20 protein-coding genes and 1 pseudogene are annotated in these 24704 nt (G+C 68.5%); 15 read left to right on the top strand and 6 right to left on the bottom strand.

The features are described from left to right. Positions 1-127 precede the first annotated feature (127 nt). From tnpC to MEBOL_RS21620, 3 genes are read right to left on the bottom strand one after another with little or no spacing between them, the layout of a single operon-like run. Complete coding sequence (gene tnpC, locus MEBOL_RS21630) at positions 128-1588, bottom strand: IS66 family transposase (RefSeq protein ID WP_095977180.1); 1461 nt, start codon at positions 1586-1588, stop codon at positions 128-130. 51 nt (positions 1589-1639) lie between these two features. Then, the gene (locus tag MEBOL_RS21625; RefSeq protein ID WP_095979229.1) at positions 1640-2272 is read right to left on the bottom strand and encodes a DUF7738 domain-containing protein; all 633 of its coding nucleotides are present in this window, start codon (positions 2270-2272) and stop codon (positions 1640-1642) included. Continuing rightward, the gene (locus tag MEBOL_RS21620; protein ID WP_095979228.1) at positions 2269-4395 is read right to left on the bottom strand and encodes an HET-C-related protein; all 2127 of its coding nucleotides are present in this window, start codon (positions 4393-4395) and stop codon (positions 2269-2271) included. Before MEBOL_RS21620 ends, MEBOL_RS21625 begins: the two co-directional genes overlap by 4 nt. A gap of 329 nt (positions 4396-4724) precedes the next feature. Here MEBOL_RS21620 and MEBOL_RS21615 point away from each other — a divergent pair, with 329 nt between their 5' ends. Continuing rightward, positions 4725-5921 carry an aminotransferase class I/II-fold pyridoxal phosphate-dependent enzyme gene (locus tag MEBOL_RS21615; protein WP_095979227.1) on the top strand — a complete coding sequence of 399 codons (1197 nt, stop codon included), beginning with the start codon at positions 4725-4727 and terminating at the stop codon, positions 5919-5921. Positions 5922-5974: 53 nt separating this feature from the next. Here the strand turns inward: MEBOL_RS21615 and MEBOL_RS21610 are convergent, their stop codons facing one another. Together MEBOL_RS21610 and MEBOL_RS21605 are read right to left on the bottom strand one after the other, a co-directional pair. Beyond that, positions 5975-6361 (bottom strand): peptidase inhibitor family I36 protein, encoded by a 387-nt coding sequence (locus MEBOL_RS21610; RefSeq protein ID WP_157775342.1) that lies wholly within the window; start codon positions 6359-6361, stop codon positions 5975-5977. A gap of 127 nt (positions 6362-6488) precedes the next feature. Continuing rightward, positions 6489-7367 (bottom strand): hypothetical protein, encoded by an 879-nt coding sequence (locus tag MEBOL_RS21605; protein WP_095979225.1) that lies wholly within the window; start codon positions 7365-7367, stop codon positions 6489-6491. Positions 7368-7435: 68 nt separating this feature from the next. Between MEBOL_RS21605 and MEBOL_RS21600 the strand changes: the two genes are divergently transcribed. From MEBOL_RS21600 to MEBOL_RS21555, 11 genes and pseudogenes are all read left to right on the top strand, one after another. After that, complete coding sequence (locus MEBOL_RS21600) at positions 7436-7804, top strand: ArsR/SmtB family transcription factor (protein ID WP_095979224.1); 369 nt, start codon at positions 7436-7438, stop codon at positions 7802-7804. Then, positions 7801-8187 carry a VOC family protein gene (locus MEBOL_RS21595; RefSeq protein ID WP_095979223.1) on the top strand — a complete coding sequence of 129 codons (387 nt, stop codon included), beginning with the start codon at positions 7801-7803 and terminating at the stop codon, positions 8185-8187. Before MEBOL_RS21600 ends, MEBOL_RS21595 begins: the two co-directional genes overlap by 4 nt. Positions 8188-8190: 3 nt before the next feature. After that, positions 8191-8616, top strand: coding sequence for a VOC family protein (locus MEBOL_RS21590; protein WP_095979222.1), 426 nt, complete (start codon positions 8191-8193; stop codon positions 8614-8616). Beyond that, the gene (locus tag MEBOL_RS21585; RefSeq protein ID WP_095979221.1) at positions 8616-9173 is read left to right on the top strand and encodes an SRPBCC family protein; all 558 of its coding nucleotides are present in this window, start codon (positions 8616-8618) and stop codon (positions 9171-9173) included. The genes MEBOL_RS21590 and MEBOL_RS21585 overlap by 1 nt, the downstream gene beginning before the upstream one ends. A 79-nt stretch (positions 9174-9252) precedes the next feature. Continuing rightward, on the top strand, positions 9253-11841 hold the full coding sequence (locus tag MEBOL_RS21580; protein ID WP_095979220.1) for a U32 family peptidase: 2589 nt from the start codon (positions 9253-9255) through the stop codon (positions 11839-11841). Between the two features lie 200 nt (positions 11842-12041). Further along, entirely contained in the window at positions 12042-13037 is a 996-nt protein-coding gene (locus tag MEBOL_RS21575) for a glycoside hydrolase 64/thaumatin family protein (protein WP_095979219.1), read from the top strand. Positions 13038-13139: 102 nt separating this feature from the next. Next, positions 13140-13595, top strand: a pseudogene (locus MEBOL_RS44115) (prephenate dehydrogenase/arogenate dehydrogenase family protein); the annotation flags it as partial. A gap of 42 nt (positions 13596-13637) precedes the next feature. Continuing rightward, complete coding sequence (locus MEBOL_RS44110; RefSeq protein WP_425437648.1) at positions 13638-14210, top strand: chorismate mutase; 573 nt, start codon at positions 13638-13640, stop codon at positions 14208-14210. A 42-nt stretch (positions 14211-14252) separates the two neighbouring features. Beyond that, complete coding sequence (locus tag MEBOL_RS21565) at positions 14253-14786, top strand: hypothetical protein (protein WP_095979217.1); 534 nt, start codon at positions 14253-14255, stop codon at positions 14784-14786. Continuing rightward, the gene (locus tag MEBOL_RS21560) at positions 14783-15790 is read left to right on the top strand and encodes a M28 family peptidase (protein WP_095979216.1); all 1008 of its coding nucleotides are present in this window, start codon (positions 14783-14785) and stop codon (positions 15788-15790) included. Before MEBOL_RS21565 ends, MEBOL_RS21560 begins: the two co-directional genes overlap by 4 nt. Continuing rightward, the gene (locus tag MEBOL_RS21555) at positions 15787-16293 is read left to right on the top strand and encodes a hypothetical protein (RefSeq protein ID WP_095979215.1); all 507 of its coding nucleotides are present in this window, start codon (positions 15787-15789) and stop codon (positions 16291-16293) included. Before MEBOL_RS21560 ends, MEBOL_RS21555 begins: the two co-directional genes overlap by 4 nt. On the opposite strand, the gene MEBOL_RS21550 is transcribed toward MEBOL_RS21555, so the two are convergent. Then, on the bottom strand, positions 16288-17364 hold the full coding sequence (locus MEBOL_RS21550) for a DUF6929 family protein (protein WP_245918710.1): 1077 nt from the start codon (positions 17362-17364) through the stop codon (positions 16288-16290). The genes MEBOL_RS21555 and MEBOL_RS21550 overlap by 6 nt on opposite strands. A 97-nt stretch (positions 17365-17461) precedes the next feature. Between MEBOL_RS21550 and MEBOL_RS21545 the strand changes: the two genes are divergently transcribed. The 3 genes from MEBOL_RS21545 to MEBOL_RS21535 all read left to right on the top strand — a co-directional run bounded on the left by MEBOL_RS21545 (position 17462) and on the right by MEBOL_RS21535 (position 24704). Further along, positions 17462-21157 carry a VIT domain-containing protein gene (locus MEBOL_RS21545; protein ID WP_095979214.1) on the top strand — a complete coding sequence of 1232 codons (3696 nt, stop codon included), beginning with the start codon at positions 17462-17464 and terminating at the stop codon, positions 21155-21157. Between the two features lie 68 nt (positions 21158-21225). Further along, on the top strand, positions 21226-23367 hold the full coding sequence (locus tag MEBOL_RS21540) for a hypothetical protein (RefSeq protein WP_095979213.1): 2142 nt from the start codon (positions 21226-21228) through the stop codon (positions 23365-23367). Continuing rightward, positions 23364-24704 (top strand): hypothetical protein, encoded by a 1341-nt coding sequence (locus MEBOL_RS21535; RefSeq protein WP_095979212.1) that lies wholly within the window; start codon positions 23364-23366, stop codon positions 24702-24704. Before MEBOL_RS21540 ends, MEBOL_RS21535 begins: the two co-directional genes overlap by 4 nt.

Raw genomic sequence — 24704 nt, 5'->3', positions numbered from 1 at the left:
CATTGGATTTCCGTGCCCTGAACAGGCGGGTTACGGCGCGTTATTACTACACGCGCTACGCGACATCGCTCGGTTTCATTCATTCATTGGTCCGCCCGGACTTCAAATCGGGTAACCGTTCACCGACTCAGGCTGAGGCCGAGAGTTGGACCGAGGCATGAAGGGGCAACAACGAGGGAGTCGAAAGGCCCCGTCGATGTGCGTGGAGGGTGTCCGTCAGGAAGTCCAGCACGCCTCGCCGTTGCAACTTGAGGGTGGTAACGGTCGTGAGGATTCGTTCCACGAAGAGGCTGCCTTCGGGGCCTTGCGTGCCAAAGGATGTCTTCCTGTACATGACCGCGTGACGCAGGCACCTCTCGGCGAAGTTGTTTGTCGGCTCCACCTCCGGTATGTCGACAAATGTCCACAGGCACTTCTCCCACCGGAGGATTTCCCGTGCCATGCCGGCTGTTTTCTTCTGCGCGCACACCGCGGCCCGGCGCAGCAGTCGGCCCACTTCGCGCTCCACCTCGGGCATCCTCTTCTCGAAGTCCTCCCGTGCCAGCGTGCCATCGCGCACCCAGTGGTACCAGGTGAAGAAGCGCTCGACTTGCCGCATCAACGCCTCGCCAAGCGGCCCTCCCTCGCCGCCCCGCTCGATGAAGCCCTGGAAGTCGCGCAGCAGGTGGGCCCAGCACAACTGCCTCAGGCCCGGGTCATACCATGCGTACGCGCTCCACCTGTCACTGCCCAGGATGCCCGCGAAGTCTTCTCCCAGCAGCGCACGCGCTACCTTGGCCCCGCGACTCCGAGCGATGTGAAAGACAGCCACCAACGCCGTGGCCACCAGCCACAGCCAGGCACGTTGGCCTCGGCCTTCCCGCCGCCCCTCCACCCACCCCGTCTCGTCCGCGTGCACCCTGTCGGCGGCCTTCACGTACTCGCCAGCCTCGCGCACCGCCGGGGCGAGCGCCTCGGCCATTTGCCCTTCCAGATTCACCACACTGCCCACTGACAGCCGCACCCCCACCATGTCCGACAGCGCGTCCTTCACCAGTCGTTTGGACAGCCGGTACTTGCCCACCAGCAGACTGGCGAGCGCGCCCAACCTATCTCCGAAGGCACTGCTGGCGTACCCGGGCACTTCCTCTCGTGTCACCGTGCCGCACGCGCCGCATTCCAGCGCATGGCTGCGATACTCCGTGACAACGGCCGACAGCGGCGGCACCTCCACCACCTGATGGCGGCGCGGCTCCACGTCTCTTCCCTCCAGCCGACGCCCACAGTCCTTGCACTCCTTGGGCACCAACTCGACGACGTGCCGCACCTCTTCGGGCGGCAGCAGCTCGCGCTCATGCTTCTTGTGTCCGGGCTGGCCCCCAGGACTTCGGCCCGTTGGCTTCTTCGGCTGGCGCCGGGCTCCAGGGCCGTCCGAGGAAGGCGGCTTGGAGGAGTTACTCGAGTTCTGGCTCAGGCGCGCCTCCAACTCCGCCACACGCGCAGTGAGTGCTTCCACCTTCGCCATCAACTCCGCTATCCGCGCGTCTCGCGCGGCCACCATCGCTTCCAGTTCCGCAATCCGCGCGGCTCGGGAATCCACTTCCGCCATGTCTCTGCTACACCACGTCTCCCGTCCCCTCGTCCAGCACTACTTCTCCCGTTACCTCCTTCCTGCCTCCTCCTCAACCGAGCCGGGGCGGTGAACGGTTACCAAATCGGAAAAATCCATCGTGAAGGATTCGGGCGTTCCAGCATCGGTCAGATCGATTCGCACATAAACATCCAAAGGATGTGCGTCGAGGTCATAGCTGTAGATGCTATCGAGGTATCCCCTTGAGAACGGCGGCCCTTGCTTGGTCCGGTTCACCTCCGCGATCCGGGAGTCGGGAGTGATGACACTCCCATCCACGCACAACCGGCCCTTGAAAGTAGTTCGAGGCCAGTACTCGGGAGCTTCGCGCAAGGGGCCGGTGCTGCTCCTCGAATTCAGCATGACGGCGAAGCTGTCAAGCGTAGGGGAAGACAACTGCGCCAGGACGTAGATTCCCTTTTCGTCCCAGATGTAGGCGTCGGCGGATGATGAAAACTTGCGCGTATGCTTGCCAAAAACCTTTTCCCACTCAACCAACTCACCCGGCAAAGGAAGCACATGCCCATTGAATTGAATGCTCGCACCCTGAACCAGCAGGTTGCAGGAGCTAGCGGCCTCCTGCTGCTTTTCCCGGCTACAGGAAAGGCCGCCCACACTCATCAAGAGGGCTACCCAGAAGAGGTTTTTCTCATGAAAACTCATGCCAGCCCCTGAACTCCTTGCAATGTATCACGCACTCGCGCCAGCAAGACATCGGGAGCGCCAAACTCGTCACTTCGCGAGCGAATACAGGCCTCAGCCCGTTTGGCTTTCGTGAATTGCCGATCGATGATGGCCCCCTTCTCAAGGAGTTGAAGCTTCGCGGGGTTCATCCTCGCCCATTGTCGGGCCAATTCGAATACCCAAGCCCGGCGGTCGGTGGCCGTGTTCTGGATGTCTTCTGGGTGAACGAAGTACTTGAGCGCATTCCTGACAACCTCTTCCACACGGCGCTGCCCGTTCCAGACCTCGGCCATAAGTCCACCCACCTCGCGCACTACCTTCATCGCCAGTGTGGCGCTCAAGAGATGCAATGGATGATCATCATGGTCCTTGGAGAGCTGGCTATGCGTGGGATGAAGGAAGGAAGGGTTCTTCAAGAACTCCTCTTGGGATTTTGTCACGTTCGTTGCGTGTTTCATGGCTTGGGCCGAGAGAATCGAGTTCGGCAACGCGGACATCAACTTGGAGAGGTCATCGAGTACCCTACCCACTTGAGGGTATTTCTTCGATAATCCCTCTTGGATGTTCATGACCATCTCGAGCCTCTTTACCTGCTTCTGGTCAAGATACTCAGGAGGAAGGTCCTTGAGGAGGATCAGCAGAATCTCCGCGGAAGCAGAGCGCTTGCCCGGCACGTACTCCTTGGTGGCCGTCAGATTCTCATTGAGGACATAGGCCAAGCTGACCTGGATATCGTTCGATCCAAACTTGCCCGTGACCAGGGGGTACCTTACGGTGGGAGTCTGGACTTTCCGGTGAGCCCAGGGATAGACTTGGGTGTGTCCCAGTTTAAGGAGCAGCAACTCCGCGAAGTTGCTATGGGAGTATAGGTCCTCGAGGGTGTGAAGCGCGTTTCCCAGAAGACGCATTCCTTCCGGCGTCATGCCAAGGGCGGCGGCGGCACGCAGTTCCTTCTCGACGTAAGCCGAGGAGGTAACCCAAACCCCCTTGCGGTTGGCGATGTAGTTGAGCAAGCCCGTTTCCGGGTCGATGGAGACCTCCGCTTCCGTCCACTTCTTGCGAAAGTCCTTGTCATCCCGGGAATGGTCTTCAATACCATGAGGGTTGTCGATGTGCTCCTCGGCTCGATACACTCCGAGCTTTTCCGGAGTCAGCCTGTACATGTCATCGTTCCCGAATTCTTCACGTGCCATGACATCCAAGACTCGGGTCAATGCGATTCTGGTAAACCCCTCGGCGATGTTGCTGCTCGTGGCGGGACGGACCAGCGCCGGATCGATGGCTTGCGAGTGATCCCGGAGCCAATTTCCAAAGTATATCTGACGTCGGAGTTTGGGGTGTGGGAAAGCTTGCTTCAGCGCGTCCTCGATGGACTCGTGACCGAAGGATTGCCCCAGCTTTCCGTGTCCACGTCCGGCACCGAAGAACTGGATCGGGCCCGCCTTCTCGTCACTCGCCCGCTCCTGCTCTCCCGTATGCCGCTGGAGCGCCTTCTTGAAGGAAGTTGAATCCGTACTCAGCCGTTGGACCCGGCCCGCGCGCACGAAGGTGGCGAATGGACCGGAGGGCGGCGCCGCCTGCCAGGAGAAGAACAGCGCGTGCGCGAACTCGGCTCCTTCGTCACGTGGTCCATCGCCCCCCTGGTCCGAGTATTCGGTGCGCAGCAGGTTGTCCACGTGATGGCCGAACTCCTCGACGAGCGCGATGAGCAGAACCGCCGCCCTGGACTTGTCCCGCTCCGCCTCGGACAACAACCGCCGGTCCACGAGGATGGTCCGCCGTGCGTTGTCGTAGCCGGCCTCGTGCCCCCCCAGACCCGAGGTCACGACCTCGATCTCCGGCGCGACCAAGGTCCTGCCCAGAAGTGCCTCGCGCAGCGCCCGACAGGCCACCGCCGGAACGTCCGCGCCAAAGACCTTGGTCAGCTTCGACACGAAGGAGGCCTCCGACCCTCGCGCCGCGACCGCGCACAGCGCCTCAAGGGCCACGTCACTCACCAACCGCTCCACCGGAAAGATCGGCTCGCGGGTTTTCGCCAGGAGCCCCGCTCCGAGGCCCTCCACTCCACTCCGGGTCAACGGCTTCTCCGCATGGTTCTTCATCCGCGCTCCCCCCTCAGCTATGCCGCCGAGCACCAGAAGGCGCTCGACGCATCAGCGCGGAGCTTAACCAAGAAGGTCCTTCAGGAGCGCGAAGCCATGGAAATGGCGCCTGGATGGAAGCGGTTGGCGCGCTTGAGAATCCGCGGAGACTCCGTCCAAGACAGGAGCGGTTCGCCGTTCGGCAGCCCACCTCGAACATCGCGGTGATGCCCAGTCCCCCCCATCGTTGGTTCAACAAGAACCCGCTCTTCCAGTGAAGCCCCCCACTGTGGGGAGCACGGCTCGACGCGGGGTGTTACAACGCGCCCAATCCACCCGAGGTCTCCCACTTGGTCCGCCCCGCCCGTCACATCGAAAACGTCCGCTACGCCATCCGCAATGTCGTGGCCGAAGCGCACCGCCTGGAGACCCAGGGCCGGCGCATCCTCTACCTCAACATCGGGGATCCGTTGAAGTTCGACTTCCAGACCCCGCCGCACCTCATCGAGGCGGTGAGCCGGGCGCTGCGGGACGGACACAACGGCTACGCCCCCTCGGCGGGCATCCTGACGGCGCGCGAGGCCATCGCCCGCGAGTGCACGGAGAAGGGGATTCCCAACGTCAGCCCCGAGGACGTGGTGGTCACCTCCGGTGCGAGCGAGGCCCTGGAGCTGGCGCTCACGGCGCTCCTGGAGCCCGGCGAGCGCGTGCTGCTGCCCTGCCCTGGCTATCCGCTCTATGGCGCGCTGATGGCCAAGCTCAACACCGTGGGCGTGCCCTACACGCTCGACGAGGATCGAGGCTGGTCGTTGGACCTGGAGGAGATCGACCGGCTGTGCACGCCCGACACGCGCGCCATCCTGCTGTGCAACCCCAACAACCCCACGGGCGCCGTGCTGAGCCGCGAGGTGCTGGAGGGGTTGGTGGAGATCGCCCGGCGGCGGGGCCTGGTCATCCTGTCGGATGAAATCTACGAAAAGCTCATCTACGACAAGGCCCACGTGCCCACCGCGGCGCTCGCCACGGACGTGCCCATCATCACCTTCAATGGCCTGACCAAGGCGTACCTCGCCTGCGGCTGGCGCGTGGGGTGGCTCGTCTTCAACAACGCGCACCTGATGCCGGAGTTGCGCGCGGCGGTGCTCCGGCTGGCGGACGCGCGGCTGTGCTCACCCGGGCCCCAGCAGTACGCCATCGCGCCCGCGCTGGATGGCCCCCAGGAGCACATCCAGGAGATGATGGCGCGGCTGCGCGTGCGCCGGGATTTGACGGTGCGGCGGATCAACGCCATTCCGGGCCTGTCCATGCAGGAGCCCGCCTCGGCCTTCTACGCCATGCCGCGCCTGCGGCTGCCCGGCGTGGTCTCGGACGAGGCCTTCGTGCTGTCCCTGCTGCGCGAGACGGGAGTGCTGTTCGTGCACGGCAGTGGCTTCGGACAGAAGGAAGGGACCCAGCACTTCCGCGTGGTGTTCTTGCCCCAGGAGGAAGTCCTCACCGCCGCCTTCGATCGGCTGGAGGCCTTCGTGCGCGAGCACCATCCCGTGTGACGTCCACCGGCCCGTCGCCTCACTTGGGGGCGAGGGCCGGCGTTCCCCTCGGGTCAGTAGACCCAGACGCTCTTGGGCGTGAACCCCAGGGAACTCAGCGACTCATGGCCGTGGATGGGCGCCGGCCCCCCGATGCAGTCCTCGTTCAGGAACATGGACGCGACGTCGCTGTTCGTGTTGATGGCCGAATGGGCCCGTCCTTCCCAGCCATGCTCCGGCAGGTTGACGCAGGTGCCCGTGCTGGGATTGAGCGCCCGCACATTGAAGACCGCGCCCGTGAAGTTCTCTCCCTCGAACAGGCAGAGCGTGTTCGCCCAGGGGCAAGGCGAGCTGCCTTCCGCCGACGCCCCCGCCGGATGCAGCAGCGCCGCGATCGCCATCAACCCGGCCGCCGCGAGCGTGCTCCGACCCACTCCATTCACCAATCGTTGATTCCGCATGAAGGTGTCTCCTCCGCCCGCACCGGCGGGCATCTCCGTGAATGAGGCACCGACCCTAACAGCCGCCATCTTGATTTACACGTATTACTGTTAAAACTCGGACAGGGCGCCAGAAGAGGCGGACGCATCAGGGCGACGGCGGGCACACCCGATACCCGCCCGCGCCGCCCGACGGTGCGCGTTGGAAGCACCAGCGCGCCTCGTTGGTGGCCTCGGTGCAGCCATGCGTCAGCGCACGCTCTCCCGAGGGCAGATCGATGAAGCGGCCACAATCCCGGACCGACTCCTCGATGAGCAGTTCCCGTGGAAAGCCGCTGCCTCCCACGGTGACCTTCGCCGAGGACACGCTGTTCACGAAGCCCATGTGCTCGTTTTTCGTCGGGATGATGAAGAGCAGGTGCAACTCCCCGTCGTGGGCTTCCCAGTACTCCAGCGACTCGGTCTCGTTGCGCGAGTCCGAGGTCTTGGACTCGACCCGGAAGACCTGACGCACCGGGTCGGTCAGGTTCTCGAAGCCAAAGGTGGTGCGCACCTGGTAGGCGTCCGGCATTCCCGGCAGGAAGGGCATGTCGATGGCGCAGAAGGTGTCGGGCTCCTCGAGCGGGTGAAGCACCACCCCGTCGAGCAGGCGCGTGTCTCCGCAGACCATTCCCCGCGCCTGGAGCACGAAGTCCCGCGTGTCCGCCGACACGATGCGCGCCTGGAAGACGTCGAGCACCACCGACGGGGCTTGCGTGCAGGGGTTCCGCATCCACTCGGTGGTGATACCCAGCGGCGCGAGCAACGCCTTCAAGTCCTCCGACGACCGGGCGGCGCGCACTTTCGTCTTCAACTCCGGAGGCTTGACCCGGACGCGCAGGCCCTTGGTACAACGCGTCGCTTCCGTGGCGGGCGCCTGTGTGGAAGTGCCGGACACGGAAGGCTTGGGCGTCTCGGCGAGGGACAGCCGAGCGGCCAGCAGCGCCGCTGTCACACCCAGGAAATGAAGTTGGGAGCGAGAGGTCATGGCGCGAGTCTAGCGTCTGATTCAACCCAAGGGTTGACAGTCACGGGCGAGGCTCTATCCTCAACCGTATGGTTGAGCATGACTCCAGTGCCCTGGACGAGGTGTTTCATGCCCTGTCCGACCCGACGCGGCGGGCGATGTTGCGTCGCCTGAGCGCGCGGGAGCACACCGTCGGCGAGCTCGCGGAGCCCTTCGCGATGTCGCTGGCGGCGGCCTCCAAGCACGTCAAGACGCTCGAGCGGGCGAGGCTCGTGCGCCGGAAGGTCCGGGGACGCACGCACGTGTGTGGGCTCAACCCCACCCCATTGGCCGAGGCCAATGAATGGCTGCGCTTCTATGAGCGCTTCTGGGCCGGACGGCTCGACACGCTCGAGGCCCTGCTCCGGGCCGAGGACGCGGCGACTCCCACGAACACCGAAAGGAAGAAGAGGCGATGAAGATCAAGCTGGTGAGTGTGCTGGTCGATGATCAATCCAAGGCGCTGGCCTTCTACACGGAGAAGCTCGGCTTCCTGAAGAAGCACGACATCCCCATGGGGCCCTACCGGTGGCTGACCGTCGTCTCGCCCTCGGAGCCCGACGGCGCCGAGGTGGTGCTCGAGCCCACGGCCCATGCGTTCGCCGCGACGTATCAGAAGGAGCTCTACACGGGCGGCATTCCCATCACCGCGTTCTTCGTCGAGGACGTCGCGAGCGAGTTCACGCGGCTCAAGGCCCTGGGCGTGGTGTTCCGGCGCGAGCCCACCGCCATTCCCGGCGGGCCCACGGTCGCCATGCTCGATGACACGTGCGGCAATCTCCTCCAGCTCGTGCAGGGCTAGCGCATGAGCCCCCGTCCGACCCGAATCCACTGTGTCACGCTGCCCGTCGATGACCTGAAGCGCTCCCTCGCCTTCTATCGCGATGGACTCGGCCTTCCGGCCGACAACGTGCCCGAGGACGCCGACCACGCCCCCCTGGTCCTGCCCGGCGGCCTCTACCTCGTGCTCACCCTGCGCTCGGATTTCACGACGTTCACGAAGCTCGCCGGCCGGACGGATGCCCCGAAGGGAACCGTGGGGTGCATCCTGAGCTTCTTCACCGCCGACCGGAGCCAGGTCGACGCACTGCTCCAGGCGGCGAGCGTCGCCGGCGGCACGGTCCCCGGACCCGCGCAAGAGCGGGACTGGGGCTACGGCGGGTTCGTCACGGATCCGGACGGCCATCTCTGGGAGATCCTGTTCAATCCCCACTTCGCGACGGAGTCCTGATGCGCCGTGCCCGGACACGCGGCGCCCCTGGAGCCTTCCCCGCGCCCGGCACGGTCCGCTTCGAGCGGCTACTGCCCGGTCCCGTCGAGCGGATCTGGAGCTATCTCACGGACTCGGAGAAGCGCGGCCTGTGGTTGGCGACCGGAGCGATGGAGCCCCGGGTCGGCGGGCGCATCGAGCACGTCTTCCGCCACGCCGACCTCAGCCCGACGATCGAACCGGTTCCGGAGCGCTACCAGCACATGAAGGATGGCCATGCCTTCACCGGCCGCATCACCCGCTACGAGCCGCCCTACGTGCTGGCCTACACCTGGGGCGAGGCACCCGACGCCTCCGAGGTCACCTTCGACCTGAGCCCCCGGGGCGAGGACGTGCTGCTCGTGCTCACCCACCGGCGGCTCGGCGCGCGCCAGGAGCGCATCAGTGTCGCGGGCGGCTGGCATACCCACCTCGCGCTGCTGGAGGACCGGCTCCACGGCGAGGTGCCTCCCTCGTTCTGGTCCCTCCACACCGCCCTGGAGGCCGAGTACGAGCAGGTGCTCGCCGGGGAGGAGTAGCCCGGACAGCGCTGTCCGCTCCCCGGCCCTCCAGGCGGGCGGGGCGGACCCGGCGCGGCTCGCGTGTTATGGAGGCCCCATGCCTCCCCGCCGTCCTGAAATCCTCGCCCCCGCGGGCGACCTCGAGTCCCTGCGCGCCGCGCTCGCCAGCGGCGCGGACGCCGTCTATTTCGGGCTCGACGAGGGCTTCAACGCCCGTGCCCGCGCCAACAACTTCTCCGTCGACACGCTCGCGGAGACGATGGCGTTGGTGCACCGCGCCGGGGCGCGCGCCTACCTCACGCTCAACACGCTCATCTTCGAGCCCGAGCTGCCCGGCGTGGAGAAGCTGCTGCGGAGCATCGCCCGGGCCGGCGTGGACGCGCTCATCGTCCAGGATCCCGCCATCACCCTGCTCGCGCGCGCCGTGTGCCCCCAATTGGAGCTGCACGCCTCCACGCAGATGACCGTCTCCAGCGCCGAGGGCATCCGCTTCGCCAAGGCCCTGGGCGTCACCCGGGTGGTCGTCCCCCGGGAGCTGTCCACCCCGGAGATCCGCCGGCTGGCCAGCCAGTCGGACATGGAGCTGGAGGTCTTCATCCACGGCGCGCTCTGCATGTCCTGGAGCGGCCAGTGCCTCACCAGCGAGGCGTGGGGCGGACGCTCGGCCAACCGGGGCCAGTGCGCCCAGTCCTGCCGCCTGCCGTATGACCTGGTGGTGGATGGGCAGACGCGCGACCTCGGCGACGTGCGCTACCTGCTCAGCCCCAAGGACCTGGCGGGCGTGCGCGCCGTGCCCGAGCTGGTGGACATCGGCGTCCACAGCCTGAAGATCGAGGGCCGCCTCAAGGGCCCTCAGTACGTCACCACCACCGTGCAGGGATATAAAAGGTGGGTGGATGGCGTCGTCGCGGGAAAGCCGGACGAGGCGCAGCTCGCGAGGGACCTGGCCGACATGTCCCTCACCTACAGCCGCGGCGTGTCGAACGGATTCCTCGGGGGCTCGGACCACCAGACACTCGTGGAGGGCCGCTTTCCCAAGCACCGGGGCCTCTACCTGGGCCGCGTGCGCTCCGTGTCCGGCAAGGAAGTGCTCGTCACTCCCGAGGAGCGTCCGTGGACGGGAGCGCTTGGCCTCGGCGAGGAGCGTCCGGAGGGCCCCCACGGCCAGGTGTCCGCGCCGCTCCAGGGCGAGCCCACGCCCGCCTCCGTGGAACCGCGTCCGGGCATGGGCGTGGTGTTCGACGCGAGCGCCCCCGAGGACAAGCATGAGCCGGGCGGCCCCATCTTCCGGGTCGAGCGACGTGGCTCGGGCTGGGTGCTGGGCTTCGGCCATCCAGGACCGGACCTGGGACGGGTCGCGCCCGGCCAGCGCGTCTGGCTCAACAGCGATCCGGCGCTTGTCCGCCGCACGGAGGCGCTGCTGGCCCAGGGAGAGCCCGAGGGCCGCGTCCCCCTCACGTTGAAGGTCTCCGGCGCCGAGGGCACTCCGCTGCGGGTGCACGCGAGTGCCTGGGGACACGAGGCCTCGGCCGAGAGCCCCACCCCACTCACCGTCTCCAAGGGCAAGGGCCTGGACGAAGCGCTCCTGCGCGACAAGCTGGGTGCCTGTGGTGGTACGCCCTTCACGCTCGCGAACCTGGACGTCTCGGCGCTGCCTCCGGGCCTGCACCTGCCCGTGTCCGAGCTCAAGGCGCTGCGGCGCGACGTCGTGGCCGGACTCATCCCCCAACTGGAGCGCGGCCCCCGGCGCACCGTGACGAACGAGCCGGTGCTCGCGTCCGTGCGCGCCGCGCTCCTCGCGCGCGTGCCCGAGGCCCCCCTCGAGGCGGCGCCCCGCCTGCTGCCCCTGTGCCGCAACGACGAGCAACTGGACGCGGTGATCGCCGCGGGCCTGCGCGAGGTGGAGCTGGACTGGATGGAGTTGGTGGGCCTGCAGCGCGCGGTGGAGCGGGCGCGGGCGGCCGGGCTGCGCGTGACGATCGCCACCCTGCGCGTGCAGAAGCCCGGCGAGGAGGGCTACGACACGCGCCTGGACAAGCTGCGGCCCGACGCGGTGCTCGTGCGCCACTGGGGCGCGATGATGCACTTCCTCGAGCGGCCCACGAGCGGACCCCGCCCGGTGCTGCACGGGGACTTCTCGCTCAACGTCACCAACTCGCTCACGGCGGCGCACCTGCTCGGCCTGGGCCTGGACACGCTCACCTTCTCGCACGACCTGGACGAGGCGCAGCTCTTCTCGCTGCTCGCCGAGGCCCCGGCGCACCGCTTCACCGTGGCGCTCCACCACCACATCTCCACGTACCACACGGAGCACTGCGTCTACTCGCACACGCTGTCCAACGGGCGTGACTACAAGAGCTGCGGCCGGCCGTGCGAGAAGCACCAGGTGTCCTTGAGGGATCGCATCGGGCTGGAGCACCCCGTCATCGTGGACGTGGGCTGCCGCAACACGGTGTTCAACGCCCAGGCGCAGAGCGCGGCCTCGCTGGTGCCCCGGCTGCTCGAGCGGGGCGTGCGGCGCTTCCGCGTGGAGTTCGTGCGCGAGTCACGCGAGGAGGCCGCGCGCGTGCTCGCCGCCTACCAGGAACTGCTCGCGGGCCGCTGCACCCCGGCCGAGGCGGTGCGGCGCGCGGCGGTGCACGAGCAGTTCGGCGTCACCCGGGGCACCATGAAGGTGCTGGGCTGAGGGCCCCCACCCCCTGGTGACAGCTGTCACCAGGGGCAACGGGAGTCACCAGGAGGGGCGGCCCCAGGGGCGGCGAGGACCCACGCCATTTCAAGGACTTACGGGCTCTCCGGGGCTGGCACGGCGAATGCTAATCTCCTGGACATCCGACGCCGCTCACTGACGGCGCCCCGCCCCGCCGTCATCGAGGACTTCCCGCCATGTCCATCAACTCCCTCTCCCGCTCCCCCGTCTCCATCCCCTCCACCCCCGCCACGCAGACCCAGGCCCCGGTGGCCCCCCAGTCCCCGGCGGTGGAGACGCAGGCCACGCCCAAGAGCAACCCCATCCAGGAGCTGCTCAAGAGCGACAGTTTTGGTGAGGGCGGTCTCGAGAAGCTGACCAAGGGGCTCGAGCAGATCACCCAGACGCTCAACAAGGTGATGGAGATGCTGGGCGGCGAGGGCGCGGCGCAGGCCCCGGGCCAGGGCGCCGGCTGTGGCAACGGTGGCGGCATCGTGCCGGAAGGCGCCGTGCCGGAGCTGGGTGGCGAGGCTCCCGCGGCCGCCACGGGCGCTCCGGCGGCTCCGGCTCCCGCCGCCGCGGCTCCCGCCGCCGGTGGCGAGGCCGCTCCGGCGGGCGAGGTGGCCAAGGCGGGCGCGTCGAAGAGCGCGTCCAAGAATGGCAACACCATGGAGTTCACCAACGACGGCACCAAGCCCATGGAGATCAAGTTCACGCCCAACGCCGGCGGCCAGGAGATCGAGTCGCTGACGCTCCAGCCCGGTGAGTCCATGACGAAGGAGTTCCCCGAGGGCTGGTCCGGCAACTTCCGCAGCACGGCCGGTGACGGCACGGCGGCCACGCTCGGCGAGGTGGCGTTCAACGGAGGTAGCAACAACACCTACTACGATGTGAGCTACATCGAGGGGAACAACGCCAGCATGACGATCGCGCCGGAGAGCGGCGGCCGGGTGTCCGGCACGATGGACAACCTCGCCAAGGACGCGCCCGAGTCCATCCAGGCCAAGAACGCGGACGGCTCGGTGTACGGCATCAAGAAGACGACCACCTCCGACGTGCAGGACCAGGCGGTGGTGGACTACTACCGCAAGAACGTGGGCGAGGGAGAGGGCTACGTGGTTCCCAAGGACGACGCGAGCACCCTGGGCACCGCCGACAAGCACCTGACCGTGCACCTCAAGGACGTGTTCTAGTCCTCGCTGGAAACCCTCCTCCTGACATGACCGCGGCCCGCTGGCACTCCCAGCGGGCCGTTTGTCTTTGGGCCCGGGCACCCCGCCTCACGCACCTCGGATAGAGTGGCCCACATGACGGTCGCCATCGTGGGATTTGGTCGCTTTGGCCGTGCGCTCGGCGGATTGCTGGAGGAGGCGGGCATCCCCTACCGGGCGTGGGATCCCGGAGTGGACATCCCCGAGTCCCACCGCGCCCGCTCGGTGCGGGAGGCCGTCCAGGATGCTACCCACGTGGTGGTGGCCGTGCCCGTGGCGCTCATGCGGCATGTGCTCCTGGACCTGAACCATTACCTGCGCCCGGAACAGCTCGTGATGGATGTGGGCAGCGTCAAGGTGCGCCCCGTGCAGGCGCTCACCGAGGTGCTCGGCGCGCGCGTGCCCTGGGTGGGGACCCACCCGCTCTTCGGCCCCCTGAGCCTCGCCATGGCCGAGCGCCCCCTGCACGTGGTCCTCTGCCCCAACCCGCTCCACCCCGAGGCCACCGCCCAGGCCCGCGCGTTCTTCGAGCAGCTGGGCTGCGACATCATCGAGCAGACCCCCGAGGGGCATGATCGGGTGATGGCCCACACCCACGCGCTCACCTTCTTCGTGGCCAAGGGCATGGTGGACGCGGGCTCGGGCGTGGACGTGCCCTTCGCGCCCGCCAGCTTCCGCTCGCTCTCGCGCACCATCCAGCTCGTGCGCTCGGACGCGGGACACCTCTTCAGCGCCATCCAGCACGAGAACCCCTTCGCCCGCGAGGCCCGCGCCCACCTGCTCGAGGCGCTGCGGAACGTCCACCGGGAGCTGGACGCCCAGCCCACCGAGGTGGGCTTTCCCGAGGAGCCCCCGCTCGCCCCGCCCGCCGCGCTCGAGACGGGCCTGCCGGAACTCCAGGAGACGCGCGCGCTCATCGATCAGGTGGACCGGGAGCTGGTGGAGTTGCTGGCGAGGCGCGCGGAGCTGGCGAAGCGGGCGCTCAAGGCCAAGGCCCAGGCGGGTCAGCCCGTGCCGGACCCCGCGCGTGAAGAGGCGATGCTCACCGCGCGACGCGAGTGGGCCGCCGCGCGGGGACTGGAGCCGGACGGCGTCGAGGCCATCTTCCGCGCCATCCTCCGCTTCTCCCGGCGAGCCCAACAGAACCGGGGCTGACGCGCCTGCTCATGGGATGTGCCGGGTGTTAGGGTAGTGGCCATGCGCTCCTGGTTGCAGCTCGCCGTGCTCCTCCCCGGGGCCGCGATGGCGTCCGAACATGAAGTCGCGCTTGGCGCCACGGCGGTCGTCCTCACCAATGGAGGCTCCTTCAACAACACCTCGCCCCGACTGGCGCTCGATGCCCGTTACACCCATGCGTTCGACACGTGGCGCCTGGGCGGAGGTGTGCGCTGGGCCCCTCGGGGACACGGCTCCTTCCCTCTCGAACTCTACGCGCACGTCCTGCTCAGCCCTGGCAAGGGCATCTGGCGGCCCGCCGTGGGTCCCGAGCTGGGCATCAGCGGCCTGCCCATCATCGTCCCCCCCACGGGTGGCTACCCCGATGATCTCCCGAATCTCCAGACGGAGAAGCTGTCCCCCGTCTACATCGCCGTGCATGCCCAGCCCCTGCGCTTCATCTACCGCTCCTGGAGCGTGAGCGCGCTGGAGTTCCAGTGGGGAACGCCCATCAACCAGCCGGGTGCGGCGCTGCGCTTGCAGCTCGGGCTCGTCCACATCGGAGTCGCGCTATGAAATCCCTGACCACCGCCCTGCTGGCGCTCGCGCTGGGCTCGTGTGCCACGCGGACGTCGTTGGAGGAGACCTCGCTCGCGCGCGCCGGAGACTTCGCCTCGGGTGTGGAACGCGGCCGCCTGGTGTCCGACATCGACGCGCTCGTCGCCGCGCACCAGCAGGACACGCCGCTGCCGTGCGACCTGTTCGACGATGGCACGAACAGCACCCGCCGGCCCGTGTGCAACCTCACCCGGGAGCGTTCCCGCCAGCTCGTGCGCGAGCGCCTGGAATCACTCGGCCTGAGCGTCACCTCGCAGCAGGTGGAGGATCCGCGCTTTCCCACCACCAACGTCATCGCGGACCTCCGCGGCACCGAGCACCCCGAGGAAGTCGTCGTCGTGGGGGCCCACTACGACTCCTTCTTCCTGGGCGCGGACGACAACAGCTCGGGGGTGGCGGCCCTGCTGGAGATCGCCCGGCTCGCCTCGGGCCAGCGCTTCAAGCGCACCGTGCGCTTCATCGGCTTCGATCTGGAGGAGCTGGGGCTCGTGGGCAGCACCCGCTACGTGCGGGCCTACCCGGACGAGCGCATCGTCGCCTCCATCATCTTCGATTGCGTGGGGTTCCGGAGCACGGAGCCGGGCTCGCAGCAGGGCCTGCCCGGCTTTCCCCTTCCGCCCCGGGGCGACTTCATCGCCGTCATCGGCAACGAGCCCTCGCGCACGCAGTTGGAGGAACTCAAGCTCCTGGGCACGCAGCTCCAGTACGTGCCCGTCATCGGCATCCTGACGCCCCAGGATGGCTCCGGCCCGGCCTCGGGCAACCTCATGCGCAGCGACCACGCGCCCTTCTGGCTCACCGGGAAGAACGCCCTGTTCCTCACCGACACCGCCAACTTCCGCAATCCCCACTACCACCAGGACACCGACCTGCCCTCCACCCTGGACGCGGACTTCCTCACCGGCGTCACGCGGTTGTCGGCCGCCGGAATCGCCTACTGGGCGGAGGGCCCCCTGCCATGACTCCCGCCACGCTCCTGCTCCTGTCCACGATGGCCAGCGGCGCTCCTCCCACGCACGAGTGGTCGCTCTATGCCCGCTCGGGGGTGACGGCGTATCTGTCCGACGCGCGCACCCAGGGCGGCGTGGGCGGAGGCATCGGTCTGCGCGACACGGTGGACGGCCGGTGGCTCCTGCAAGGGGACCTCAACGCCCTCACGGGCCTGGGCGCGGTGCTCGCGGTGCGCGTGGGCGCGGGAGTCCAGCGCCAGGGAGCGTGGGCCCCCGCGGCCCTGCTGTCCCTCACGGGCCTCTTCGGAGACCGGCTCTCCTTCGCCCTGCCCGATCGCCCCCTGCCGGTGCGCGGCCCGGCGCTGAGCCTGGGCGTGACGCTGGCCCCCGCGCGCTTCGTGCTCGGCGGCGCCCAGGTGTCGCTGCTGGAGTTGGGCGTGGGCGTGGGCACGGAGCGGCCCGGCCTCGGGCTGATGTATGGACTCACCCTGCTCGAGGTGGGCGTGGCGCTATAGCCGCTCGGGGGGCTGCACGCCCGCGGCTTCCGGAGCGTCCAGAACGAGCTCGAAGAGGGAGGCGACCACGCTCGGATCATCCGCGTCCGAGACGAGCCACAGGTGCAGGCGGCCGGACTCCTCGCGCACCTCCACGCCCTCGAGCTTCACCCGCGCATCCACGGCCTGGAGCCAGAGCGGCGTTCCATCCGGCGCCAGCAGGCCCACGGCCGAGCCCACCACCGCCCCATCCGCGTAGGCGCTCCGGGTGTCCTCTGCGGAAGCGGTGAAGACGATGCGCCCGTCTGGCAGGGGCGCCGCGTCCGAGAAGGTCAGCGTCACGCCGTGCAACCGGCCCAGCTTCCAGCGGCTGATGCCACGCACCGACTCGGGTCGAGGGGGCTCGTCCGCCGCCAGCGCCTGGAGCAGTTCGCCCCCGTCCACGTCCATCACCGCGTCCGCGCCACCCACCCGGTTGCCCCGGTTGAGCAGCCGCAGGTGACCGGCCACCCACGCGGCGCCCTCCACATTGATGGGACCCGCGTCACGGGTCAGCCGCTCATACAGGGGCGAGAAGTCCACCTCGTGCACCGGCCCCCCGATCGTCCCATCCGCCTCCAGCGGAACCCACGCTCCCCTCAGCCGCTCCGGCGAACTCCCCGAGGGCACCGCCAGCAGGGCGCCATGGGGCGCTCCGGACAACCCCTCCAGCAGGCACAGCGCCTCCAGGTCCGGCTTGCGTGCCTTCAAAGCCACCGGGTCCACGGGAAGCTCCCCGGGAAGGAGCCGCACGAGGCGCCCGGGCGCATCCCCCTTCACCGGAAAGGAGGAGAGCGACAGGGAGTCGTCCGAGACGACATGCAGCCAGTCCCCCACGCGCACGAGGCCGCTCGCGGCGGAGACATATCCGGGGCCCCCAGGCCGCTCGGGGGCGCTCAGGGACAAGGCCCGGAGCCGGGTAAGGTGGAGCGCGGGCGCCCCCTTGTCGAGGCGGGGCCCCTTCACGATGGGCGAGCGTTGCGTGCAGGCCGGGAGCGCGCACGACGAGAGGAGGGCGGCGAGGAGCAGGGGGCGGAGTGGATTCAAGGCCATGCCAGGGGTTTCCTGGATTTTTCGCGGCACATCCACTGCTGTCCGCCACTCCCCGCCCCATCCAGCCAGAAAGAGGAGTGGAGTAGCCTGGGGACCCATGTCCCTTCCACGAGTCTCGCTCCCTGGAGTCCTCCTCGCCGTCCTCCTGCTGGCGGGCTGCCAGCGCGAAACGCCTCCCCAGGCGCCGCCCGTGGCCGTCGACAAGACTTCGGACAAGGCTCCGGTGGACACGACCCCGCCGCCCGCCATCACGGAGCCAGACCCGGCTCCGGTGATCCAAGCGTCTCGGGAAGCGCCGCCGCCCGCCTTCGCCAAGGCCGGACTCACCGCGCCCGCCACCGTGTCCGGCACTCCGGAGCCAGGCAACGTGGACGTGCCCGCCCTCCGGGACGCCGTGGCCGACCCCGTGCGGATGACCGAGAAGGACATCGAGAAGCTGTTGAGCGAAGCCCGGAAGGCCCAGGAGCGCGCCGACGCGGAACGAAACGCCGCCAACAACGCTCGGAATGACCTGGGCGCCCCGGGGGAAAGCGACGCCCTGGCGGAGCTCGCGGAGGAAAGGGAGGCGCCCGAGGAAAGAGCCCCGTCCGTGTCCCGGCCGCCGCCCCCTCGGCTCGAGGCGCCTCCGCCTCCCGCCTCGGCGCCCGCGCCCAGTGCCGATCTCGCCGAGGCCCCCGAACCCGCGCCTCGTCCCTATCGCCGGCTGGAGCAGAAGCGGCGGGAGATCATCCAGATCATCAGGGGCAGCTCCGAAGGCGGCGGTGGGAAGGGCTACGGCTCGGGCGTCTTCGGTGGGGGCACGTCGTCCAGGGGTGGTCCGCGCCCACCCCGGACGGTGCTGCCCAAGGTGGAGTCCGCGCCTCGCATGGCCAAGGTGCTGGTGCAGGACAGTCAGGGCCGCTACCAGCCCCTCCAGGCGCGCGAGGTGCGCGTGGTGACGTACATCCAGGGCCCCCGCGCGCGCACGGTGGTGGACTACCTCTTCGAGAACAACACCGCGCGCGCACTGGAGGGCACCTTCTACTCGCCGCTGCCCGGAGGCGCGACGGTGGCGGGCTTCGCGCTGTACTCGGGCTCCATGGCGGTGGACTCGCCCTCGCTCTTCCAGTCCTCGCGGCTGCTGCCGCCCCTGGGGGACACGGGGGACGTGGACCAGCTCGTGGCGGCGGCTCCTCCCGGTGAGAAACAACCCTGGGGCTCGGTGCAGGAAGCGCGCGTCGTCGAGCAGAAGCGGGCGCGCCAGGTCTACGAGGACGTGGTGCGCCAGCAGGTGGACCCCGCGCTCATGGAGTGGGCGGGTGGCTCCACGTTCAGCGCGCGCGTCTTCCCGCTGCCGCCCCACTCCCTCAAGCGGGTGGTGATCGCCTACGAGCAGACGCTCGTCTTCGACGGACAGCAGTTGCGCTACACGTGGCCGCTGCCACCGGGAGCCGGCAAGGCGCTCAAGGTGTCGGCGCGGGTGCACGTGGACCCCCAGCACGCGACCTCGGTGACGGTGAGCCCGGAGACGGCCGAGTCCAAGCAGCTCGAGACATGGCGCAAGTGGGACTGGTCCTCGCTGAGCGGGGATGGCGCGCTGGACGTGGCGATCGCCCCCCCGGACGCCCACGCGGACACGTTGATCGGCGTGGATCCCGCGGGGCTCGCTGGACCGGCCTTCTTCTCGCGGGTGCGGCTGCCCGAGCGGCTCACCACCAGCTCCGCCGGAGCGCCCACGGGACGCGCGGTGCTGGTGGTGGACACCTCGCTGTCGGTGGACGAAGGCAATGCCTGGGCCCTGCAGGGCGCGCTCCTGCGCGCGCTCCTGGAGAAGGACGAGAGCCTGAGCGAGTACGCGGTGTTGCTCTTCGACGTGCGGCCGCGCTGGCTGCACGGCACGGGCTTCCGGCGCAACACCCCGGAGGCGCGCCAGGAGACCTTCGCCGAGCTGGAGCGCGTCTTCCTGGAAGGCGCCTCGCACGTGGATGGCGTGCTCACGGAACTGGACCGGGCCAGCAAGGGGTGGCTCAAGCCCGCGGCGCCCGGGGAGCGGGTGACGGCCTTCCTGCTGTCGGACGGAAACGTCACCTGGGGACAGAGCCACGTGGACTCGCTCATCTCCCGCCACCCCGTCGCGGAGACGCTGCGCTGGGTGAGCTACCGCTTCGGCGAGACGGCGGTGAACCAGGATCTGTTCGACGCGCTGGCGCGCTCGGGCCGGGGCCGGGTGGTGAACGTGTTGTCCGGCGCGGAGGTGGACGCGGCGGCACGCGCGCACCGGCAGGGCTCCGTGGAGCTCGCGCGGGTGACGGTGAAGGGCGGCGGTGGCGCGAAGGACCTGGTGGTGGCGGGCCGGCCGCACCTCGTCTACCCCGGGCAGGAGTTGCAGGTGGCGGGACGGCTGCCCCGCTACGCCCCCGTGACGCTGGAGGTGGTGACCCGCCAGGATGACGAGGAGCGCACCCTGGAGGTGCCGCTGCGCATCGAGTCCGGGTCGCGAGGGGACCTGTTCGCCCCTCGCGCGTGGGCGGAGCTGTTCGTGGCCCGGCTGGTGGCGCTGGAGGACGTGAAGCTCGACAACATGATCGTCGCGCTCAGCCAGCACTACCGGCTGACCAATGCCCGTGCCTCGATGCTGGTGCTGGAGTCCGAGCGGGACTACACGCGCTACGCCATCGCGAACGAGCAGATGGACCTGGGCGACCTGGAGACCCTGCGCAAGCGGCAGGAGGACCAGCGGCGCGATGAGCTGTTGGGGCTGTCGCTCACGGACGTGCCCGAGGCGGGCCGCGCGCTCCTCAAGGTGCTGGAGGCGAAGCAGGCGGAGCTGGGCTCGCGCATGAAGGCCCAGCCCCTGCACGACGCCCCCTACGCGGGCGGCGACGAGCGCGTGGCGGCGGAACTCGCGTACCGCAAGGCCCGGCGGGCCAACAAGGACGACGTGATGGTGTACGAGGCGGTGGCGCGCAAGCGGGCCTTCGCCGGGGATACATGGGGCGCGGTGCGCGCGCTCTCCTCTCCCGTGGAGCTGCGCCCCCAGGACGCGGAGGCGCTGCGGCTCGTCGGCTATGGCCTGCTGGCGCTCGGGCAATACCCGGCCGCCACGGAGCTCTTCGAGCACGTGCGGCTCACCCGCCCCTTCGAGCCCCAGGCCTACCTGGAGGAAGCCCTGGCGCTGGACGCGGCGGGACGGCCCGCGGAGGCGGCGCGCAACTGGGAGATCGTCCTCGCCCGCGACTGGCCCCGGCGCGAGCACGAGGTGAAGACGGTGGCCGCCTGGCACTACGCGCGGATGCTCGCGGCGTTGGCGAAGCACCCCCGGCTGAAGGCGGAGACCGACGCGCTCCAGGGCCGTCTGCTCTCGGTGAGCCGGAAGATGACGAATGGCTCCGCCGGCCTCATCGACTACCAGCTCACCACCCATTGGAACTCGGACTCGACGGACATCGACCTGTGGGTGGTGGAACCCAATGGGGAGAAGTGCGCCTACGATCACAAACGGACGAGCCTGGGGGGAGAGCTCTACTGGGACGTGACGGACGGCCTGGGCCCGGAGCTGTACCACGCGCGCAAGGCCTCCCCGGGCACCTACCACGTGCTGGTGCACTACTACGGCAGCCGCTCCCAGCGCTTCGTGGTCCCCACCGCCCTGCTGCTGGTGACGGACCACCACGTTTTCGGCAAGGAGGACACCTACGAGCGGCGCTTCCAGCTGCGCATCCTGCCCCAGGAGAAAGCCTACCTGCTGCTGCGGCGCGAGGAGCTGGTGGCCGTCCAAGGCGTGAAGCCCGCCGGGTACCATCAGGAGGAATAGGCACGTAGGGCACGATGCCAACGACCAGCCGCGCGAGACGACCTGTCACGATGCGAGGCGGTGGTGTGATGCCGCTGACCGTGGCCATCGCCATCCTGCTGTCGGGGTGCGCCACGAGTGCTCCGCGCGGCGGTCTGTTGAGCGGCCATGGCCCGCGCTCCTCGCTCTCCTCGTCGCGCCAGGGGATCGCCCTAGCCGAGGCGACAGACGGGTCCGGCGGTCCAGCCGGGGAAACACGCGCGTGTGGAGGGCAGCACACGCCCCCGGGCTGGCCCGACTTTTCCTCCAGCACGAACGAACGCCTGGCCCCCTTCCTCCTGTGCTCCTCGCCCGCTGAGTTCCTCGCGCTGCAGCAACGCGTGGACATGCCCCGGCTGGTGGAGTCCTTGGATGACTGGAGTGCCGTACGGCTGGGGGCCCAGGGGACACCGCGTGAAGATGTCTCCAGCCTTCTCAACCGCAAGCGCACCGCCTTTCTCCTCCATGCCGCCGAGCGATTTGGAACCCTCGGCGCCGAGGTTGTCGCCCTCTTCATCGTTGACACCGCCCATGACGATGACCTCCGGGAGATGCTCTTCCTGCTGGCCCAGGACAAACGGCTCGCGCGAACGCTCGCGCTGCTGCCCTCCTTTCGCGCTGCCCTGGAGCACAGAGGCCTGAAACCCACGGCCCGTGTGGACCGGGACTTCCGATGGGACGACATCGGCCGGGGCCTCGCTCAAGCGGGCGGGGACGCGCTCTCCAGCACTTCGATGAGTGCCAACGCGGCCGCCTTCGACTTCACCGTCATCCGAGGCCAGCTGCCAGCGGCCTACCAGGAAGCCCTCGCCGAGGCGGAGAAGCGGCGGGTGGAGTGGCACTTCTCGGCGGGCAACGTGGTGGTGGGAAGCTTCGACCACCTGACCTTTGGCGTGCCGCTGGGCTTCTACGGGCTGATGGCCGGCACGGGACAGGGGGCGTCCTCGCTGGCGCGGGGCGAGTACGAGCAGGCTACGCGCGAGTTGGCGCCCGCGGTGTTGCTGGTGGGCCTGTACGTGGGGGGCAAGGGGGCGCGTTACCTCGCCGAGACCCGGAGTGCGGCGGGTGTTGGGACTCAGTTGCGGAGCGGGCTCCAGGCGATGGCGCCCCAGGTGAGGGGCCTCCTGGAGATAACGCGGCAACTGGAGGCGATACTCGGCGTGGATGGCCTGCGGGAACTGGCCCGGGACATCCGCGCCAGCCGGGAAGCGGGTCGCTTCGTGGCCGTGGGAGGAGTGGATGCCGCGCTGGCGCTGCGCGAGGCGCGTGGAGACGTGGCCCGAGCGCAGGCGATGATGTCCAGGGCCAGGCCCGGGGCCACGGGCTCGTCAGCCGTGGGGAAGGAGGCGGGCACGAATGACACCGCACGCCTCTCATTCAAGAGGGCCGGTGCCGTGGAGCGTACAGGAGGCATGGCCTCGCTGGTGGATGAGGGGGCGGGCCTCACCCGAGAGGTAGTAGAGACCAAGCTGGCGCTGGTGGAACTCGAGGCCACGGGCCAGCGCCTGCCCAAGGACATGGCGGTGCTGGAGAAGCATCGTCCTTCCATGGACGATCCACCGTCCGGAGCCCAAGGTCATCCGCGTTGGAGTGAGTACGTCGCCTACTATGAGAAGCGCCTGGGAGAACTCCAGCGAGGCACGGCCACCAAGGCGCCTCTGCGCTGGGCGGCCTACGAGCAGATGTGGGGAGGATTCACCCGGGGGCTGGCCTTCGAGCGTTTCATGGTGGAAGTACTGGAGGCCGACGCAAGACTACCTCGGGCGGAGCGCCGCTTCCTCGGGGCCTTCCACACGCCTCGCATCCACAGGTACGTGGGCGTGAAGAAGCCGAGTACCGGACTGCGCTATGCGGATGTGCTCGTCATTGAGGAGGGCGAGTTGACCGGCGGGCAACCTCGCATCGAGACATTCAGCTTCAAGAGTCGAAGCCTCTCCATGCTGGACGAAAACGCTTTGGAAGCACAGATGAAGGCGGACGCGAATGAAGCGCTGGGGAAATATGGCGGAACCCTGGACATTCGACGGGACTCCCTCCAATCCCTTCTTCGCGGGGAAAGCAAGGTACCGGTCGCACGGGTCCGCCTCGTCTACGAGGGGGGCGTACTCAAGCCCAAGGATATAGACGCAATGGATGCAGCCGTGGACGCGACCACGAAGAAGTTTCCGGAAGTGGAGGTGCTGTTCCAATGAAGCGGCTGAGCGTGCACGACTTGAAGCCGGAGGATCGCCTCCGGCTCAATTTCAAAGGTGCCTTCGATCCACGAACGGCACAGGAGCACGAGCTGGAACCCGTTCTCCAAGCGCTCGAGGAGCACGCGGACGGGTGGATGCCGGACGTCACAAAAGGCAAGCGGTCACGCAAATACACTCGCGCCGCCGTCTGGAAGACCCTCGTGGAGGAGCGTGACGATGGGTACACGAGCCTCGGGCTCTATCGCACGAAGTGGCCCGCCTTGGACATGACGCTGCGGCTCTGGCTGCCCCCCCATGCTCCCGAGTTGCACATCACGGCCACCGTGAAGCCGCTCTCCTTCTTCGCGGAGACGGAGCGTTGCCGCGAGTTCGTGGAGCTGGTCCGAGCCTGGGCCTCACGCTACCCGGTCTCCCATGCCGTGGCGCACAGCGGTGATGACATGAACCTGGCGGACTTTCCCAGCTTCGGCCGCGATCAGAAGACCCGGTTCAGAGACGGTTTCGACAAGATCTACGAGGTATGCTGGCTCAACGTCTTCGGTCCCAAGCTGGTGGAATCCGTCGGCCGCGAGCGCATGCGGTCCACTCCAGCGCACCGAGTGGAGGAGTTGCCCAACGGCTGCGTCCTCTTGGTGACGTGGCCCACCGCCTCGGACTTCGCCAGCGAGGAGGCCCGCCTCGCTCAGGCTCACGCGCACTGCCACCTCCGGCCAGACCTGGACTTCGACACCGTGCTGCGCGGCCTGCGCGAGCGCAGCACCACGCTCGCTCCCGTGGAGCCCCACTTCCACCCGGACCTGGCCCCACTGCTCTCGCGCGTGGTGGATGACGCCGCCAGCCACGAGCGCCAACGCACGATCGCCGCGTTCAACGCGTGGCAGCCGCCCGAGCCCGAGGAGTGGCGTCCCGCCGACTCCGCCCTGCCACCGGACGTGGAGGACCCGGAGCGTGCTCGCGAGCATTACAGCGACCTCGCCGAACTCCTCGTGGCCCTGCTGCACACCCACGTACCCTCCGTCTTCGAGGAGACGCCCGAGTCCCTCACGGATGCCGACTTCTACTTCTGGCACGAGGAATTCCCAACGAGCCGCCCGAGGGAAAACATCGACGCGCACGCGGTGCCCGCCATCGGGGCGTACCTGGGCGAGGTGCTGGTGCGCAACCTCGGCGGCCGGTGGATACCGCGCCAGAAGCTCGAGGAGACCCAGGTGCTCGTGGGCAGCCGCGTCTGGTTCCCCTTCGTCCGGGCACGCCACTACATGCGCTCGCGCCAGTCGCTCCTGGACTCCTCACTCACCCGGCTCTACCGCGAGGCCGAGCGTCACCGCGCCTGA

The sequence above is a fragment of the Melittangium boletus DSM 14713 genome (genome assembly GCF_002305855.1).
GTDB lineage: Bacteria > Myxococcota > Myxococcia > Myxococcales > Myxococcaceae > Cystobacter > Cystobacter boletus.
The sequence above is the reverse complement of the archived record's forward strand: the minus strand, read 5'-3'. Positions and strand labels throughout refer to the sequence as shown.

Bases quoted from the DNA above. Each gene is read 5' to 3' on its own strand.
- tnpC (WP_095977180.1), bottom strand. From the start codon at position 1,588: ATGGCGGAAGTGGATTCCCGAGCCGCGCGGATTGCGGAACTGGAAGCG.
- MEBOL_RS21625 (WP_095979229.1), bottom strand. From the start codon at position 2,272: ATGAGTTTTCATGAGAAAAACCTCTTCTGGGTAGCCCTCTTGATGAGT.
- MEBOL_RS21620 (WP_095979228.1), bottom strand. From the start codon at position 4,395: ATGAAGAACCATGCGGAGAAGCCGTTGACCCGGAGTGGAGTGGAGGGC.
- MEBOL_RS21610 (WP_157775342.1), bottom strand. From the start codon at position 6,361: ATGCGGAATCAACGATTGGTGAATGGAGTGGGTCGGAGCACGCTCGCG.
- MEBOL_RS21605 (WP_095979225.1), bottom strand. From the start codon at position 7,367: ATGACCTCTCGCTCCCAACTTCATTTCCTGGGTGTGACAGCGGCGCTG.
- MEBOL_RS21600 (WP_095979224.1), top strand. From the start codon at position 7,436: ATGGTTGAGCATGACTCCAGTGCCCTGGACGAGGTGTTTCATGCCCTG.
- MEBOL_RS21595 (WP_095979223.1), top strand. From the start codon at position 7,801: ATGAAGATCAAGCTGGTGAGTGTGCTGGTCGATGATCAATCCAAGGCG.
- MEBOL_RS21590 (WP_095979222.1), top strand. From the start codon at position 8,191: ATGAGCCCCCGTCCGACCCGAATCCACTGTGTCACGCTGCCCGTCGAT.
- MEBOL_RS21585 (WP_095979221.1), top strand. From the start codon at position 8,616: ATGCGCCGTGCCCGGACACGCGGCGCCCCTGGAGCCTTCCCCGCGCCC.
- MEBOL_RS21580 (WP_095979220.1), top strand. From the start codon at position 9,253: ATGCCTCCCCGCCGTCCTGAAATCCTCGCCCCCGCGGGCGACCTCGAG.
- MEBOL_RS21575 (WP_095979219.1), top strand. From the start codon at position 12,042: ATGTCCATCAACTCCCTCTCCCGCTCCCCCGTCTCCATCCCCTCCACC.
- MEBOL_RS44110 (WP_425437648.1), top strand. From the start codon at position 13,638: ATGGCCCACACCCACGCGCTCACCTTCTTCGTGGCCAAGGGCATGGTG.
- MEBOL_RS21565 (WP_095979217.1), top strand. From the start codon at position 14,253: ATGCGCTCCTGGTTGCAGCTCGCCGTGCTCCTCCCCGGGGCCGCGATG.
- MEBOL_RS21560 (WP_095979216.1), top strand. From the start codon at position 14,783: ATGAAATCCCTGACCACCGCCCTGCTGGCGCTCGCGCTGGGCTCGTGT.
- MEBOL_RS21555 (WP_095979215.1), top strand. From the start codon at position 15,787: ATGACTCCCGCCACGCTCCTGCTCCTGTCCACGATGGCCAGCGGCGCT.
- MEBOL_RS21550 (WP_245918710.1), bottom strand. From the start codon at position 17,364: ATGGCCTTGAATCCACTCCGCCCCCTGCTCCTCGCCGCCCTCCTCTCG.
- MEBOL_RS21545 (WP_095979214.1), top strand. From the start codon at position 17,462: ATGTCCCTTCCACGAGTCTCGCTCCCTGGAGTCCTCCTCGCCGTCCTC.
- MEBOL_RS21540 (WP_095979213.1), top strand. From the start codon at position 21,226: ATGCCGCTGACCGTGGCCATCGCCATCCTGCTGTCGGGGTGCGCCACG.
- MEBOL_RS21535 (WP_095979212.1), top strand. From the start codon at position 23,364: ATGAAGCGGCTGAGCGTGCACGACTTGAAGCCGGAGGATCGCCTCCGG.